Genomic DNA, 17,542 nt, shown 5'->3' with positions numbered 1-17,542 from the left:
AGTGTTTACTTTTCGTCGTTTGTAATTCTAAATTTTATCATCACTATTTTACCATTCTTCATTTGAGTCCCTATAATTTCTAAATTTTTAAGAGAAGTTGTTGGCGTTGTCATTAAAGTAATATATCTATCTTTCTCTAAAATTTCCACACCATAAGTTTCATTATCAAATACTTGATAAATTAAAGCACCATTACTAATAAGTCTACTTAATCTTTCCCTCTTCTTATTAACATCTTCATCTGCCTTTTTGGAGTAATAGTTTAGCATAATAGCATAGTCATCAGGCTTTAACTCTATAGTTTCATATTCCGGATAAGTAAGAGCATTCTCCAAGTTTCTCACAATAGTATCTGTCTTATAATAAGGAGAAGATATTATCATCATGAGAGATTTTGATTTTGTAGTATATGTTAAAATATCATTCGGCTTTACCTTATGCAAAATAGGAGACTCACCTTCTTTTATGATTTTAACATCAAGATAGTCGTTAATACTTGTATTTCTATCCGCATCAATAAACTTAAACGAATACTTTTTGGTCAAGATTAAGTCTGAAAAAATAATTCCCACAAGAACTAATAAAAGTATAAGTGTTGCCGAAATCCAAACATAAGAAGATTTAGTAAATTTTAAAGCTCTACTATTATTTTTCAACACCTCATCATTTTCAACAACTACCTCTAAATCAGAATTACTTTTTTGCAAAATACTATTTTTACCTTCATCAACACCATCAATAATTTCATTAGAATTTATTGATTTTTCTTGTTCCTGTTGATTATCTAAAACTGACTCATCAATACCATTTTGGAATACTTCCTCATTACTTTCATCTATCTCACTAAGAATTTCATTAGCAAATAAATGATTTTTCTTAAAATCATACCAATTAGCATAACCCGCATAGCTAGAAAGAAGATTAAGCATATCTATTCTTGGTAATTTCTGTGTAGGAGAACTCTTAAAATAAGTATAAAAAGAGCGTTCACTAATATTTCCTTTTACCTTCTTTCTTAAATCTTCTTGAAAATAAACAATATCAATTCCCTTCCATAAGGATATATCTTCCTCCGAAGGTGTATGAGACTCTAAAAAAACCTCTTGAACTTCCGCTTTAAGCTGTTCAAAGTGCAGTAAATCTAAATCTGACAAATTTCAAAAATTTAACTTAAACCACTGATTTACAAAAATATTTATTTGCAAAACTATTTTACAAAGATATTACAATAATTTTTCTAGCACAAATTTATTTCCCACCATATCTTTGCCTTGTTCAAATGAATGAACAGAGTAACATAACAAAAAGAAACAAATTTAAAAAATTATTTAAAATTATGAAAAAGTCATTATTTGTAGCGGCTGTTGCTGCTTTAGCTGTTGTAGCTTGTAAAAAAACTGAAAACGTTGAAACTGCTGCTGTAGATTCTACTGCTGTTGAGGCTGTTGATTCTGCTGCTACTGTTGTTGATTCTGCTGCTACTGTTGTAGACTCTGCTTCTACTGTAGCTGCTGAAGGTGTTGGTGCTGCTGCTGATGCTGCTGCTGACGCTGCTAAAGGTGCTGTTGACAACGCTGCTGACAAAGTAAAAGAAGCTACTAAGTAGTCTTTAAGCGATATACAACAAACTAAGACACTCTAAATTTAGAGTGTCTTTTTTTTCATTTCAATATAATGATGTGATAAAATAATAGGCTATTTCTTTAATGAGATAGCCTATTTATTCTTTATATTTAAAATGAGTTCTTTTATATACTCTCAAATCTTGTATACGCTCTTAGCTTTTCTGGAATTTTAATACCTTCTTTCGTTTGGTTGTTCTCTAAAAGAGCTGCCATTACTCTAGGTAAAGCCATCGCAGAACCATTTAATGTATGTACTAACTGAGGTTTATCATCTCCTGATTTATATCTACACTTCAATCTATTAGCTTGAAAGCTTTCAAAGTTAGACACTGAAGATACCTCCAACCATCTCTGTTGAGCCGCACTCCACACCTCAAAATCGTAAGTAAGTGCAGAAGTAAAGCCCATATCACCACCACATAAACGCAAAATTCTAAATGGCAATCCCAAATCTTCTAAAATAGACTTTACATGAGCCACCATCTCATCTAGTGCAGCGTAAGAGTTTTCAGGTTTTTCTAGTCTTACAATCTCTACTTTTTCAAATTGATGAAGACGGTTAAGTCCTCTCACATCAGCACCGTAGCTTCCCGCTTCTCTTCTGTAACATTGAGAAAAAGCCGTATTCTTTACAGGAAGTTTTTTCTCCTCCAAGATTACATCTCTATAAATATTGGTTACAGGCACTTCTGCTGTAGGAATAAGGTATAAATTATCCTCATTTACAAAATACATTTGCCCCTCTTTATCAGGAAGTTGCCCAGTACCATAACCAGAGGCTTCATTTACTACATGTGGTGGATTTACCTCTAGGTAACCTGCGTCAGTATTTTTATCAAGAAAAAACTGTACTAAAGCCCTTTGTAACCTAGCTCCTTTCCCTAAATAAACAGGAAAACCTGCTCCCGCTATTTTCACCCCCAGCTCAAAATCAATTAGATTGTGTTTTTTAGCGAGTTCCCAGTGTGGCAAAGCCTCTGTTCCCATTTCAAAAGTATCACAAGACTGATACACCACCTCGTTATCATCTGCCGAACTACCTGCTTTTACAATATCTGATGGTATGTTTGGGATTTGATAAAGAATATTCAGTAGAGACTCCTCTTTTTCTTTCAATAATTGTTGTAAATCCTGCGATTTCTGCTTAAACTCTCCTGTTTTAGTTTTAGCCTCCTCTGCTTCTTGCTTCTTCCCTTCCTTCATTAGAAGCCCTATCTTTTTGGAAATTTTATTCATTTGAGCTAAATTTTCATCTAACTCATACTGTATTTTCTTTCTTTCGTCATCAGTCGCTATTGCCTCATCTACAAGGTTTAGCTCCTTAAAATTTCTCTTTTTAAGCCCTTCTAAAACACGGCTTTTTTGCTCTCTTAAAAATTGAACTTGTAACATTGATATTTATTTAAAATAAGGAGTTTATATATTCCACAAAAGTAAGCATTATTTTACGATTGTAATAACATTACTCGCCTGACTTTGCTTAGAAAAAATTTGATTATTATTCCAAAAAATTTCTTTGACTTGAAAAAGACTTGGCTGCCAAGAGTAAATAACTCTCATTGTATCTATTTCTGTGACGGAGGTAGAATCCGTTAGTTTTTTCTTCCAATTAAATGCAATATCCGATTGATAGTATTTTAAACTAGGAGACACCGAATCCTTTAAATTTCTAGTTGCACCAGAAATATATTGGATATAATAGATGGAGTCTACGCCCATCCTCCTAGAAAACCCCGAAGATAGATTAACCGAGCTATACGCTCCTCCCAAATCACTCAAAGTGAAACTAGCTCTATTTTGAGAAGTATTGGTATTAAGCAAATCTCTACCCGAAGTATCTTTTAGAAAAATATCTATCGTTTGGTCTATATACTGTACCTCAGCATCTTCCTTCCTACAAGAAAATACCAACAGTAAAATTATAAAAACTGTGTATCTTTTCATTATCACAAATATACTAAGTTTTAGCGGATTTATACTGGCTTCTTCACTACCTAATTTTCTTGTATCTTTGGACAATGATTTCCGTGGATTTATTTAAAACTAAACTAAAGGAGCTACTACCTAACTACAGCAAACATCAATTTCTATTAGCGGTAAGTGGCGGAGCAGATTCTATGGTATTGGCTCATCTGATGACACAAATAAATGCTAAAATAGAAATTGTTCACATCAACTATAAATTACGAGGCGAAGATTCGGATAAAGACGCTGCATTAGTACAAGAATTCTGCGAAAAGCACCATATTCCGTTTCATTGTTATACCGTTTCGGAAAAAGATGAAAAACCTTCGGGGTCTATCCAGCTATGGGCAAGAGAGCTTAGATATCAGTTCTTTAGAGACATTATGAAAAATCGGAGTCTAAGCCACCTCGTAACTGCTCACCACTTAAACGACCAGCTAGAAACCTTTATCATCAATCTTTCTAGAGGTAGTGGTATTAAAGGATTAGCTGGTATTCCTAATAACGAAAACGAAATTTTACGCCCTCTACTAGATTTTAGCAAAGAGGAAATTTATCATTTTGCAGAAGCACATTCCGTAGCGTTTAGAGAAGATAAATCTAACCAAAAACAAGATTATCTTAGAAACAAGATAAGACATTCTGTTGTTCCAAATCTAGAAGAAATCAATCCTGATTTTTTGGATAATTTTAGAAAGAGTATTGATTTTTTATCTGAAGCCAAACACTTTATAAATCAACAAATTGAATACAAAATAAAAGAATTTTCAATAAGCACTGAATGTGAAACTATTATAGACCGACACGCTTTAGAAAAAGAATCTAGCTTTATTCAATTTGAAATACTCAATAGATTTGGATTTAGCAATAAAGCGGAAATTAGTAAGATGTTTACAGCAGAAACTGGGAAATCGTTTTATTCCAACGGATACCAATGCCTTATCAACAGAGAGCAATTCATTATTAGTAAGAAAGAACCTATTTCAAATAATGATGAAGATATCACACTTCCCAGCGAAAAGGAAATAAAACTAGACCAATGGATAACCTACGAAAAAAAAGAGATTTTAGAATGGAACTTTGATGCAGAACAAATTTCTTTACCTCTAAAATTGAGGCATAAAGAGGCTGGCGACTTCTTTTATCCAAAAGGAATGATGGGGAGAAAAAAGGTTTCTAAGTTTTTTAAAGACGAAAAATTGTCTATTTTAGCAAAATCAAAAATTTGGTTGCTTTGCGATAACGAAAATCGTGTTTTAGGCATTGTACCTTTGAGACAAGACGGCAGATTTGCCTCTAATGACAAAACAGAAAAAAACATCAAAATTATTTTATAATAAAAAGTTATGAAACTGAGACACTTATTACTTTTATGGTGGACTATGCTAGCCGTAAACTTCTCGGCTCAGATAAAAGACCCCGTAAAATTTAAACTAAAAGTTAATGAACTTAGTAACCAAGAGTATGAGGCAGTCCTTACTGCTACCTTAGAAAATGGTTGGCATATCTACTCCAAAGATTTACCCGAAGACAGTGGTATTCCTACTGAAATGAAAGTTTCAGGAGCGAATATAATTCCTGTGGGTAAAATTGTAGAAATTGGTAAAAAACACGATGAATTTTCAGAAGCCTTTGGTGCTAGGATTGTTTACTTCTCTAATACTGCCACATTCAAACAGAAATTTAAGCTAAAAGACGCTTCCAAACCTGCAGATGTAAATGTAGAAATTACTTATCAAACTTGTAACGACCGTGTGTGTTTGGCTCCTAACACTTTAGAATTTAAGGAAAAAATTAAAGTCAATCTCACAGAGACCAACTCTAAAGAAAGCGAACAAACACCATTACAAGAGACTATTAAAGATACAGTAAACCAAAATACAAATCTAACCTCAGCAGAAAATACAACACCGTCCGCACAAGTGCTACAAGGAGAAAATTCTCTAAAGGTAGAATCTTTAAATCCTAAAACACCACTTACAGACTGCGGCGTGGCAACAGAAGAGGAAAGTTCTAGCAACTGGTGGATTCTTATTTTAGGCTTTATTGGAGGGCTTATTGCATTATTAACACCTTGTGTTTTCCCTATGATTCCGCTTACGGTTTCATTCTTTACCAAAGGGGCTGCCAATAAGGCTAAAGGTAAACGAGATGCTATTATTTACGGAATATTTATCTTGGTAATTTTTATTTTATTGAGTATCCCTTTCCATATTATAGATGGAATTTCTGGAAATATCTTTAATAATATTTCTACCAATGTTTGGCTTAATTTGTTCTTCTTTGGGATATTCTTATTCTTTGCATTGAGCTTCTTTGGATATTACGATATTACACTCCCAGGCTGGATTGCCAACAAATCGTCTAAAGCAGAAGAAGCAGGTGGATTGATTGGTATTTTCTTTATGGCTCTTACTTTAGTAATTGTATCATTCTCTTGTACGGGTCCTATACTTGGTAGCTTACTCGGTAGTGCCGTTACTGGCTCTAGTGATGTACCAATGCTCCTCACCTTTGCCTTAGCTGGGTTTGGGCTATCTTGGGCTATTGTATTCGGGGCGTTGGCATTGTTCCCTCAAGCATTACAATCTTTACCAAAGTCTGGTGGCTGGATGAATACCGTAAAAGTAATACTCGGTTTTATAGAGTTAGCTTTGGCTCTTAAATTCCTTTCTAAAGCCGACCTTGTATCTAAAACTTTTTTATTAAAACGAGAGCTTTTCATTGTATTGTGGATTATCATCACCATAGGACTTGTATTATATCTATTTGGAAAAATAAGATTTCCGCACGATGATAAAAACGCCAAAACATCCACCACTCGTAAGGTTTTCGGAGTACTTGGGATTGGGTTTGTTATTTATCTAATTCAAGGGCTAGTTCCTTCGGACAGGCCCAAATTACAACTACTAAGTGGCATTTTACCTCCTATCAACGTAAGCTACTTACACAACGAGCAAGAAGGCATCTTAGGTATGCACCCAGAACACGACTTTTTCGTAGCTCTGGAACAAGCTAAAAAGGTAAACAAACCTATACTGATAGATTTTACAGGCTATGGTTGTGAAAACTGTAGAAAAATGGAAGAGTTCGTATGGTCTGAACCTGACATCTTGCCTATCTTACAAAATGAAGTTGTTCTAGCGTCCTTATATGTAGATGATAAAGAAGAACTTCCTGAAAACGAACAAATAAAAATAGATATGGGTGGCGGTCAGAAGAAAAAAGTGAAAACAATAGGAGACCGCTGGAGCCTTTTCCAACAAGTGAATTTTAATAATAATTCTCAACCCCATTATGTTTTGGTAACACCTGACGGAAAAGTCATCAATAAACCTGTCTCTGGATATATGCCAAAAGAAGAGTTTAAACAATTCTTAGAATGTGGTGTAAATTGGTTCAAAAAAAATAAAAAGTAATTTAAAAATACAAAATCCCTTCCTTAAAGTCTAGTGGAGGGATTTTGTTTGTATAAACGCTTACTGCGTAAGGGATAGAGCGGATACCCCACAGGGAAGAAGCCGCGGAGCGAAGCGGAGCGGCAATGACCGAGGAGTAGAAGCCATAGCCCGATCCTAGCTGTGGGAATAGCCTAGGCAAAGGGATACGCCCTTATCTTAGTATTATAAAAAAATAACTTTCTGCTGAATATGCTTAATTACGAGATTTCTGGTGAGGGACAAGAGCCTTTGGTCTTGTTGCACGGTTTTTTGGAAAACAATAGTATTTGGAACGATTTGGAGCCGTATTTATCCGAGCATTTTAGCCTAATCAAAATAGATTTACCAGGACACGGACAATCGGAGGTGATGGGCGATGTCCATACAATGGAACTTATGGCAGAAGAAGTGAAAAAGGTAACAGACCACCTCAGTCTGTCTAGGTTTCATATTTTGGGGCATTCTATGGGCGGTTATGTAAGTCTTGCTTTTGCAGAAAAATGGCATACACAACTTAAAAGTCTCACGCTTTTTTTCTCTACCTTCCAAGCTGATGACGACGCTAAAAAGGAACTGAGAAGAAAAAGTTTTAGAATTATACAAGAAAGTTTTTCTACTTATGTAAGAGCTGGCGTTCCGCTTTTGTTCAATCCAAACGAGAGAGAACAGCTAGATTCTAAAATAGAACAAGCCAAGAAAATCGCACTAAGTACGCCTACACAGGGGGCTCTAGCCGCCGTAAAAGGTATGATTGAACGAACAGATAAACGAAATCTACTTGAACAGATAGAAACCAAAGTACTGGTATTGGCAGGGCGACACGATGCTGCTGTAAACCACGAAGCATTGCTTAATCTTTTGCCACAAAGAGCGTCTATAAAGCACTACCTCCTAGATTGTGGACACAACGGACATTGGGAACTCCCTAAAAATTGTGCGGAAATTATCAATGAAGAATTAAGCTACTAAAATTACAACACTATTTTGGTAACTAATAATGCTAAAAGCACTCCTATGACTTAAAACAACCACGATATAAAGTATTGTAAAACAAAATTTTATATTCCATAGTGTTAATTTTAAGTTAAAATTTGCTTGTTATGTTAATTTTTTTAACTTTGAAAACAAATAATATAACACTTAGATTATGAGAAAACTATCTTTTTTATTTGCTTTTATTTTATTTATCTTTTGTAAATCTCAATATCACGATGTTGCTAATTACTCAACTAGAAGCACCCCTATAAACGGGTTGAAAATTAAAACAAATTTACCGTTCTCTACTTTTCAGATGCCTAGTATAATATTGGAAGGCTATGCTTATGGTGCAAGAAAAAGTATTGGTATTATCATAAACTATTATATCTATCAAGGCGAATTCCATGCCCCTACTTCACAAATTTCGTCCTATGGTTCTTTCTCTCCTAAAATTACACTAGCAAATGAAGATGGCAAAGTAGTTATTTTTATGGAGGATAAAATATATTTTGTGAGATTTTCAGTAAGGGCTTCTGGAAGTGAAAATCCTGAATACTATAAAAATTGGTCTATAGTAGATGAACCTTTGTATGGAGATAAGCGACTTACCTTACCATATAAAAATAATTATTCTGAAATATATAACTCTAATTTTAATATAAATGGTTCTCTATCCTCTTCTATAGACTCAGATGAGGGAGGCTCTCTTACACTTCACAACCCTAGAAAACATGGCAATACCAACCATGCTTATCGTTGGGTTTTGTATAATATGACTGGAAAGTATGGTAATTCCCTTCAATTTTGGAATTATTCATCCGATCACTCTATGAGAACAGCTCGGCTTATAATTTCCGATAATGGAAATATGTCTTTACCTACAGGAAAGTTTGAAGCAAAAGAAGTCAAAGTAACCACAACACCTACAGCCGATTTTGTTTTTGCAGAAGATTATCGGCTACCAAAATTAGAAGAAATTGAAAAACACATCAGGGATAAAAAGCATCTGCCAGAAATAGCTTCCGCTACTCAAATGGAGAAAGAAGGCGTAAATATTGGTGAGTTTCAAATAAAACTTCTTCAAAAAATAGAAGAACTTACACTCTATACCATTGAGCTAAATAAACAAAATAAAGAACTCAAAAAACGCATAGAAAAACTCAAAAACAAAAATAATCATGAAGGCTATTGTTTCTATTCTACCTATATTAACTCGTTGTGCATTTTAAATAATACTGATTTTTAGATGATTTAATTTTCTTTGGAAGATAAATTTATTGATATATTGAATAACCGTTGCGGCGGTTATTTTACTGATTATCCTTGTTTTAAAGCCTTCAAAAGTTTTAGCATAGTTTCTTTTAATCATAAATTGGTCGCAAAGTTGAGAGAAAAATATCTCAATTCGTTTTCGCTTTTTCTTGTACAATGAAAATTGAGGAATATAATCTTTCTGATTACTTCTCATTGGTGTATCTAATTTAATATTAGCATAGTTAAATAAATCTATTTGAACTTTTGCTGATAAATAGCCTCTATCTCCAATTAAAGTACAGTTTCGCATTTGCTCACCAATATCTTTTAAATAGTGGATGTCGTGAACGGATGCAGGGCTTATATCAAAATTCTTAATCACACCATTTAAAGAACATACTGCGTGTAGTTTATAGCCATAGAAATATAATTTCTGTGAAGCACAATAACCATATGTTGGTGAAGAATAGGATTGCTCTTTACAAATTTTTGAACGAGTAGAACGAGCGTTTTCACAAACTTTCATTGGCATGCTATCAACGATAAAAATATCTTCAAACTCATTGAACTCCATCGAAATACGCTGTCTAATTTGCTCTGTTTGTAGGGATAGTCTTCGTTTTCGCTTATTGTAAACACTTCTTTCAATTTTGTTTATCAGAGAGTTTGGCAATTTTCTAAATAACTGTAATTCGCTATCAATACTCAAGTATTCAGCAGTAATATTAAGACTTATGACTTCTAAATCGCTCATTTTAGGTGTTCTTCTCTGATAACTAATCAGTTGATTTTCTGAAAAAAGTCCTAAAACTTCCAAAATTCTTTCATATATTTGCTCTATGTTGTTCATTTATATCGTTTTATAGCAAAAACAATATACTGATTTTCAGTCTAATAAACAACTCTTGTTTTTTTCATTTCATAATGCACAACGGGTTATATTATTTTTTTCTACTAGTCTAGCACAAACAAAAATAGTCATACAGTACGACGAAGCTGGTAATCAGATTTACAGAGGACCTGATAACAATATACAATCCTTATCAAAAACCAATACCGAAAAGGAAAAATTGGTAATCATTGAACACCAAAACACCAAAGAAGAGGATATATTTCTAACTAATATAGAACTTTATCCTATTCCTGTAAAAGACATTTTAACCATAAGATGGAGTTCCGAAGTAGATGACTTAATAGACCATGTTTCTTTATATGAACATAATCTTTTAACAAATTTGTTCACTCAGAAAAATATATCTCATCTTAATAGAGAAATTAAAATAGACTTAACACCTAATCGTACAGGAGTTTATATTTTGAGTTTTCAGCTGAAAAATGGAAAGACCATATCCAAAAATATCATAAAAGAATAAAGAACCTTCCTAACATTTTTTCCCTATGAAAAAACTTTACTCTTTACTTACCCTTATTTGTAGCCTAGGATTTGGGCAAACTATCCTCAATCAACCAGAAAATTCATCTAGAACAGTAGAGGATCCTAATACCATTATTTTAACCAATGGATTTCACGCAAAAGGAAACAATGTCTTTGTTGCTAGGATTGGAGAAAATGTACAATCTTCCCCAAGTCCGTCAGACTCCAATGCAGGAATTTCTAACCCTAACGGAACTATAGGAACTAGTAATTTCCATGATACACAAGGAAATATAGAGGTAACAGCCTCCGGTCAGCTACAATATACACTACCCATAGCATTACCCCCTGGAGTTAAGAGCGTTGCCCCTCAAATCAATCTGGTCTATACCAGTGGTAGTGGCAATGGTATTGCGGGATATGGCTGGAATCTATCTGGTATCACAGCGATTAGCCGAATGGGGAAAACGATAGAGAAAGATGGAAAAGTAGAGGGGATTAAACTTAATTATGACGATTATTACAGCTTTAATGGTCAAAGATTAATCCTAAAATCAGGAGAATATGGCAAAAATGGAGCGGAATATATTACCGAAAAATATTCCAATGTTAAAATTAAATCCTTAGGGAGTATCAACGGTTATTTCCAAGGACCTGAATATTGGGAAGTTACTTTTGAGGATGGTTCACAAGCATGGTACGGTACAACCAGCTCGGCAAGAACTCCTATTGAATACAACATTGTAAAGTGGAAAGATGCCCAAGGTAATTATATTACCTATAATTATACTCAGTCTAATAATGTTGCTGCCATATCTAGTATTGAATGGGGAGGTAACGAAGCTTTAAATAAACCCCATTTTAATAAAATAGAATTTGCTTATATCAACAGAGAAATAAAAGAAATTTCTTATACGTATAGCTTAGAGCATATACAAGAGTATCTTCTAAAAACCGTTCAAGTAATCACCAACGGTAATCTATTCAAAAAGTATGTATTTCAGCATAAGTCAATTGATGGCTATCCTAGAGTAGAACAAATTACAGAATATAACTCAGAAAGTCAAGCTGCTAATCCTATTGTTTTCTCATATCAAGAACCTGCTACTTTTGCTGGAAAAAACACAACAGAACAAGGAGTAAAAAATACTCATACAAAAAAATATGGAGATTTTGACTTTGATGGGGTTACTGATTTCTTAGAAATGGAATATAATGGAGCTTTATATTATAAAAACTCGGTATATAAAGATGACTCTTCTCCTATTATCATTACCTATAACAGAGGAGAATTCTCTGTCAACAATTTTAGAGATGCAGCTATTGTAACTTACAAAAATAACAATATTGTAGGGACATCGGCTGGAATCGTCATTCCTGTAAAAAAATATAAGGAGAACTCTATGAGTGTTTATGATTACGAATTCAGAATTTATTCCGTAAATCTACAAAACAAAACTCTAGATTTCCAGTATTCGAAAACATTAAAATATGAAGATTTTAAAACTAATTCTGAACCCTCAGAAAATACAGAAGATAATTTAGGGTGCCATACTTCTCCTACAACATTATCTTCTTTACTAGCCTATGATTATGATGGGGATGGTATTTCTGAAATTCTAGCTGAGTTTAGCTATTCAAGAGAATGCTTTTTTAGTACAGATCCGTTCCTACCGACACCTTTTGATCAGAAGAATAAAGATTCTCTTAACATACTCAATGAAACAAAAGATATATCTAAAGAACAGATACATAATACACTTTTATCAGATAATACAGAATATTATATAACACAAGATAACGAAAATGAAAAAAGGGTAACCTATAACTACATCAGACCTCCCGAAAAATTTCAACCAATATCAGAACACCAGCAGTTCACTTTGTTTTTGGATTTAAAACAAGACACTCCTTATGAACAAAGCTTTTATAAATTCAATCACAAATATTCGGATTCTTATATTTATAGAAAACCTTTTGAAATAGCAGATTTTAATGGTGATGGTATTGATGAACTTTACATTATTGAAAATGATAATTTACTCCGTGATATATCCAATATCAAAAAATCTCCTTCTGGACAGTATTCTTTTACTCCCATCATGAGTAATCAACCTCTAAGTGGGTTAGTACAACATGCTATAAAGGGTGATTTTAATGGTGATGGAAAAATTGATTTGGCAGTTCCTCAAGCTCAAAAATCGTATCATTGGAAATTTTATTTTGCTACAGGTAGTGGTTTTAAAGAGTATTATTACAATGGATTCATTTACTTTTCCTCACAGCAAGAAATAACAAACGAAGATAGACATAACACTTTTTTGGAATCTGGATGTGTTGGTAGAACTATAACCTATTACCAGTATAGTGCTACGGACTTGGATAATGACGGTAAGTCAGAGATTACTGTATCTAAAGTTGTAATTAGAAATCATGATTGGAATGCCCACAATGATAGAGAAAACACAAGCGTTACACTTGATGTATACTCCGTAAGTAAACCTAAGGGTCCTTATAGAACTACCTCATTTGGAACATCTACAAATCTCCCTTTAAGATATAATCTCACAAAATCTTCTTCTTATTATTTTGGTGGGAAAGTAATCTATTTCCAACCCTTATTTATCAATAAAACCAATCAACAGATTATCTTGGTAGGAAGACCAGATGACTGTCCTACGAACGGTTGTGATAGAATTAATGCCATTTATCTTGATTATGAGAACCTACCCACTAAAACAAGAATGGCCTCTATTGAACAAGGTAATTTAAGAACCAATATCACTTATGAAGAGTTATTACCTAGAACAATATATCAACCTATGGGGGCTATAAGCTACCCTTATATATCGCTAAACAAAGTTAATCAAAGTTATGTAGTAAGTAATCTTTATCAGGAAGGGAGAAAACAAGACTTCCGTTACCGAGGGTTGCTTTCGCACCTTCAAGGTAGGGGAATGATTGGTTTCCGCCAAACCGCTCGTTCCTCTTGGTACACCGATGAATTTAGAAACACCATCGTATGGAGCGGAGCAGAAATAGATCCACATCAAGAGGGCGTACCTATTAAAGAATGGAGTATCAAAACCACCAACGAGGCCGAGATATTCCCGTCTGATTTATCCTTTAGCAACAGTAAATTGCTAGCCTTAAAAACTACGGAATACAGAACCGATCTCCTTGTAGATGGAGCGAAAGTAGATGCTATAACCGATACTAATAGAAACCGAATTGTAAAGACTTTGGTACCCGTTCGTAACACTTCTAAAGACTTTATTAAAGATGTTACCACAAAAAGCACCATTACCTATGATAATTTTTATCTCCCTACTCGTACCATTACCCAAACCCTCAGTGGAAGTTCAGTTTTTGCCACATCTACCACTAATTTAGAGTATCTTCCACCCAACCTCTCAGCTACAGGTAAAGACTACCATGTAGGAAGACCTCGCTCTAAGACAGAACTAATGCAAGCCTATGGCGACTCCAAAGGAGCCAAGGAAGAATATACCTACGAGAATAACCTCCTTAAAACTCTTAAAACTTGGAATAGAGATAACTCAGGATGGTTACAAGAAACTTATGATTACGACGGCTTTGGGAACATTATACAAAAGACCATTACTAATAGTGTAGATAGCCACACCCAAAACTCAAAAACAGAATACGAATCCAAAGGTCGTTTTGTAGTCAAAAAAACAGATAACTTAGGGCTAGTTACCCACATTACTTATAACGACTGGGGGCAAGTACTTACCCAAACAGACCCATTGGGCAACCAGCTTACAAATACTTATGATGCTTGGGGGAAACTACTAACCGCTAAGACCAATTTGGGAGGTGTAAGTACCTATACCTACGAAAAACTAGGCAATGGAGATACCAAGACTACAGAATACAGCCCAGACGGAAGTGTTAGTATTTCGTTTACCAATAAAATTGGGCAAACTTACAAATCTACCTCAAAAGCCTTTGGAAACCAATGGGTGTCTAAGTCGGTTATTTTTGATGGTTTAGGTCGAAAGACAAACGAGTCCGAACCTTATTTTGACCACCAAAGCCCTACCCAGTGGAATACCATAGAATACGACGAATATTCTCGCCCAATAAAGGCAACGGCATTCACAGGCAAAATAGTTACCACCCAATATACCCAAAATACCGTAACTACTACCGAGACCAACGCCAATAACCGCTTTAAAAAGCAAACTTTTGATGCACTAGGGAATATTAGCTCCTCGGCAGATAAAGGCGGTACTATTGCCTTTAAATACAATGCCGCAGGAGAGCAGATAGAAGCAAAATACAGCACCAATACGGTAACCACAAAGTATGATGCTTGGGGCAGAAAAATAGAGTTTAACGACCCTTCTAACGGCATTTATAGATACGAATACAACGGCTTTGGGCAAAACACCAAAACCATAAGCCCTAAAGGTACCAAAACCTATACCTATAATACCAAAGGGCAACTCGTTTCACAAAGAGAACTCTCTACCGATAATACCAATGCTACCGATAAAAGCATTAGCTATACTTATAATGCCAAAGGCTTGGTGGTTAAAAAAGCGGGAGTATCCAAGGGCAAAACCTATACCTCATCTTTGGTATATGATGGCTTTGGTAGAGTGCTTTCTTCTTCAGAAGAAAACAATGGCAGGTACTTTATGCAGAAGGATATTGTTTACGACGACAAAAACCGAGTTATCTCTTACGAAAAAAGCCTCTACTCTGGTGGAACTTATACTAAAGCCCTTATAGAGAACATCTACGACCCTTGGTCTGGCGCTCTGTACCAGCTTAAGGACAAGACCTCTGGAAAAGTACTTTGGCAGCTCCAACAGCATAACGCCAAAGGGCAAGTAACACAGGCTAAACTAGGCGCTAGCACAATTGAAAACACCTATGATACCAACGGCTTCTTAACCAATATCAACCACTCTTCCGCAAGAAAGCCTAGTATTTTACAGATAAGCTATAGGTTTGATGCCATCAAAAACGAACTTAATTCTAGAACCACGGGAGGAGACTTCAATATTCTAGAAAGTTTCACCTATGACGAAAACAACCGCCTAACCAACTGGACGAACCCCGTAACAGGGCAAATGCACCATAACATCTATGATGCACAAGGCAGGATTATAGAAAACGACCAGCTAGGCAAAATCTCCTTTGGCAACAGCCAAAAAATCTATCAGCCTACCGCTATTACACTAAATGCCACAGGAGAGCAAAACCTCAAAAACGACCTAGTACAGCAGATTTCCTATAACGAGAACAACGACCCTCTGTTGATACAAGGCGTAAAGGGCGACTTGCGTTTTGAGTATGGGCTATCTTCTATGAGGCAGGTAATGACTTTTGGTGGTAAAATAGCAAACGGCTCACACGGTAAACTTACCCGCTACTACTCCGAAGACGGTAGCTACGAAGTAACACTAGACCACGCCACAGGCAGAGAAAAACACACCCTCTATATAGGCGGCTCCCCTTACGAGAGTGATATTATTTACCTTAAAAACTATACCGAAAGCCAAGCAAGTTATAAGTTTTTGCACAAAGACTATTTAGGCAGTATTTTAGCCATAAGCGATGAAGCTGGTAACAAGCTAGAACAACGCCACTACGACGCTTGGGGCAACCTAACCCATCTTAAGATTGGGGAACAAACCACCATAACAGATAAAAACCAAATTAAAGATTATTTAGCCAGTGGCAATTTAATAACAGATAGAGGCTATACCAGCCACGAACATCTAGCAGAGGTGGGCTTAATACACATGAACGGAAGGCTGTACGACCCATTGCTAAGAAGATTCTTAAATGCAGATGAAAACATACAAGACGCCTTTAACACCCAAAACTACAACAAGTACGGGTATGTACTAAACAACCCACTGATGTACAATGACCCAAGTGGAGAAATTTTCTTTTTTGCTATCCTAACTCCTATTTTAGGAGAAGTTTTAGCTGGAGTAGTTGCGGGGGCAATTGCAGGAGCTATTGTAGGTGCTACATCTTACGTATTAAGTGCAGTAATAAGCAGCAACTGGAATTGGGGAAGTTTTGCTAAATCTATTTTGATGGGAGCTATATCGGGAGCTATATCGGGAGCTATATCGGGAGGAATGAACCCTGGAATATTTAGCTCCGCTGCTGGAACACTATACAGAATGGGGGGACAGGCTATTTCAAGTATTTTACCTTCTTGGAATATTAGCATCGGAAACTTTGACTTTAACTTCTCTCCAAGCATAGCTATAGGCAAAGGCTGGGGGTTTGGAGCTAATATTAGTGCTACTTTCCGCTCTGGAGACTTTGCTATATCTGCAGGTATTGGAATAATGAATTACGGTGCACACGAAGGAAGTGGAAACTCTGGTATAGAATTTAGAAAATCAGCGATGCTAAATTATGATGATGGAAATTTTGGTTTGGGGCTCGGTTTAAATAATTGGAACGGAGGTATAACTGATGGGAAAGGACAGCAGACGGGGTTCGTCAACATGAGGTGGGAGAAATTTGCAATGAGTTATGAAAATGACGGAACACCTTTCCAAAAAGATGTAAATGGATTTTTCAATTTTGGTGATGGTGGTGATAGCTATAGAACTGCGAGAGCTTTAGTTGGATATGCGGGTTTTTCTGCAGGAGTTAAACTATTTACAGGTTTAAGGGATTCCAAGAGTTTTTATGCTGAAGAAAAAACGGGAAGTTGGGATGGAATCGCGAATAAAGTTGGACCAGCAACTACTAAAAATAGAGTACACTACCCTAATGGAATTGTGATGGAACAAGGAAATAAATATAGGTTAGGAGCATTATATATAAGTTACCCGTTGTGCATTATGAAATGAAAAAAACAAGAGTTGTTTATTAGACTGAAAATCAGTATTATTTAAAAT

The 17,542-nt window shown here is 35.3% G+C and carries 11 protein-coding genes; 7 read left to right on the top strand and 4 right to left on the bottom strand.

Going from position 1 to position 17,542, the window contains the following annotated elements; all coding sequences use genetic code 11:
* Positions 1-5 precede the first annotated feature (5 nt).
* The gene (locus VIX88_RS08900) at positions 6-1,154 is read right to left on the bottom strand and encodes a hypothetical protein (RefSeq protein WP_064970496.1); all 1,149 of its coding nucleotides are present in this window, start codon (positions 1,152-1,154) and stop codon (positions 6-8) included.
* A gap of 182 nt (positions 1,155-1,336) precedes the next feature.
* Here VIX88_RS08900 and VIX88_RS08895 point away from each other — a divergent pair, with 182 nt between their 5' ends.
* Positions 1,337-1,606 carry a hypothetical protein gene (locus VIX88_RS08895; protein ID WP_064970512.1) on the top strand — a complete coding sequence of 90 codons (270 nt, stop codon included), beginning with the start codon at positions 1,337-1,339 and terminating at the stop codon, positions 1,604-1,606.
* A 142-nt stretch (positions 1,607-1,748) separates the two neighbouring features.
* Here the strand turns inward: VIX88_RS08895 and serS are convergent, their stop codons facing one another.
* Positions 1,749-3,017 carry a serine--tRNA ligase gene (gene serS / locus VIX88_RS08890; protein WP_109475277.1) on the bottom strand — a complete coding sequence of 423 codons (1,269 nt, stop codon included), beginning with the start codon at positions 3,015-3,017 and terminating at the stop codon, positions 1,749-1,751.
* A gap of 48 nt (positions 3,018-3,065) precedes the next feature.
* A complete protein-coding gene (locus tag VIX88_RS08885) occupies positions 3,066-3,569 on the bottom strand; it encodes a hypothetical protein (protein WP_185126654.1) in 504 nt (167 codons plus the stop codon).
* A gap of 74 nt (positions 3,570-3,643) precedes the next feature.
* Here VIX88_RS08885 and tilS point away from each other — a divergent pair, with 74 nt between their 5' ends.
* The 4 genes from tilS to VIX88_RS08865 all read left to right on the top strand — a co-directional run bounded on the left by tilS (position 3,644) and on the right by VIX88_RS08865 (position 9,254).
* Complete coding sequence (tilS, locus tag VIX88_RS08880; protein WP_064970493.1) at positions 3,644-4,927, top strand: tRNA lysidine(34) synthetase TilS; 1,284 nt, start codon at positions 3,644-3,646, stop codon at positions 4,925-4,927.
* A 9-nt stretch (positions 4,928-4,936) separates the two neighbouring features.
* On the top strand, positions 4,937-7,009 hold the full coding sequence (locus tag VIX88_RS08875; RefSeq protein ID WP_214193767.1) for a protein-disulfide reductase DsbD family protein: 2,073 nt from the start codon (positions 4,937-4,939) through the stop codon (positions 7,007-7,009).
* Between the two features lie 231 nt (positions 7,010-7,240).
* Positions 7,241-7,999, top strand: coding sequence for an alpha/beta fold hydrolase (locus VIX88_RS08870; RefSeq protein ID WP_064970491.1), 759 nt, complete (start codon positions 7,241-7,243; stop codon positions 7,997-7,999).
* A 178-nt stretch (positions 8,000-8,177) separates the two neighbouring features.
* Complete coding sequence (locus VIX88_RS08865; RefSeq protein ID WP_237190269.1) at positions 8,178-9,254, top strand: hypothetical protein; 1,077 nt, start codon at positions 8,178-8,180, stop codon at positions 9,252-9,254.
* On the opposite strand, the gene VIX88_RS08860 is transcribed toward VIX88_RS08865, so the two are convergent.
* Positions 9,234-10,112 carry an IS982-like element ISRa1 family transposase gene (locus VIX88_RS08860; protein WP_214193766.1) on the bottom strand — a complete coding sequence of 293 codons (879 nt, stop codon included), beginning with the start codon at positions 10,110-10,112 and terminating at the stop codon, positions 9,234-9,236. The two genes, VIX88_RS08865 and VIX88_RS08860, sit on opposite strands and share 21 nt — an antisense overlap.
* Positions 10,113-10,167: 55 nt before the next feature.
* On the opposite strand from VIX88_RS08860, the gene VIX88_RS08855 reads away from it, so the two are divergent.
* The gene (locus VIX88_RS08855; RefSeq protein WP_237190268.1) at positions 10,168-10,635 is read left to right on the top strand and encodes a T9SS type A sorting domain-containing protein; all 468 of its coding nucleotides are present in this window, start codon (positions 10,168-10,170) and stop codon (positions 10,633-10,635) included.
* A 25-nt stretch (positions 10,636-10,660) separates the two neighbouring features.
* Positions 10,661-17,494 (top strand): polymorphic toxin type 23 domain-containing protein, encoded by a 6,834-nt coding sequence (locus tag VIX88_RS08850; protein WP_250206818.1) that lies wholly within the window; start codon positions 10,661-10,663, stop codon positions 17,492-17,494.
* Positions 17,495-17,542 lie beyond the last annotated feature (48 nt).

The sequence above is a fragment of the Riemerella anatipestifer genome, assembly GCF_035666175.1.
Classification (GTDB): domain Bacteria; phylum Bacteroidota; class Bacteroidia; order Flavobacteriales; family Weeksellaceae; genus Riemerella; species Riemerella anatipestifer_D.
This window is presented reverse-complemented; position numbering and strand designations above follow the sequence as displayed.

Bases quoted from the DNA above. Each gene is read 5' to 3' on its own strand.
- serS (WP_109475277.1), bottom strand. From the start codon at position 3,017: ATGTTACAAGTTCAATTTTTAAGAGAGCAAAAAAGCCGTGTTTTAGAA.
- VIX88_RS08860 (WP_214193766.1), bottom strand. From the start codon at position 10,112: ATGAACAACATAGAGCAAATATATGAAAGAATTTTGGAAGTTTTAGGA.
- VIX88_RS08850 (WP_250206818.1), top strand. From the start codon at position 10,661: ATGAAAAAACTTTACTCTTTACTTACCCTTATTTGTAGCCTAGGATTT.
- VIX88_RS08895 (WP_064970512.1), top strand. From the start codon at position 1,337: ATGAAAAAGTCATTATTTGTAGCGGCTGTTGCTGCTTTAGCTGTTGTA.
- VIX88_RS08870 (WP_064970491.1), top strand. From the start codon at position 7,241: ATGCTTAATTACGAGATTTCTGGTGAGGGACAAGAGCCTTTGGTCTTG.
- VIX88_RS08885 (WP_185126654.1), bottom strand. From the start codon at position 3,569: ATGAAAAGATACACAGTTTTTATAATTTTACTGTTGGTATTTTCTTGT.
- tilS (WP_064970493.1), top strand. From the start codon at position 3,644: ATGATTTCCGTGGATTTATTTAAAACTAAACTAAAGGAGCTACTACCT.
- VIX88_RS08865 (WP_237190269.1), top strand. From the start codon at position 8,178: ATGAGAAAACTATCTTTTTTATTTGCTTTTATTTTATTTATCTTTTGT.
- VIX88_RS08875 (WP_214193767.1), top strand. From the start codon at position 4,937: ATGAAACTGAGACACTTATTACTTTTATGGTGGACTATGCTAGCCGTA.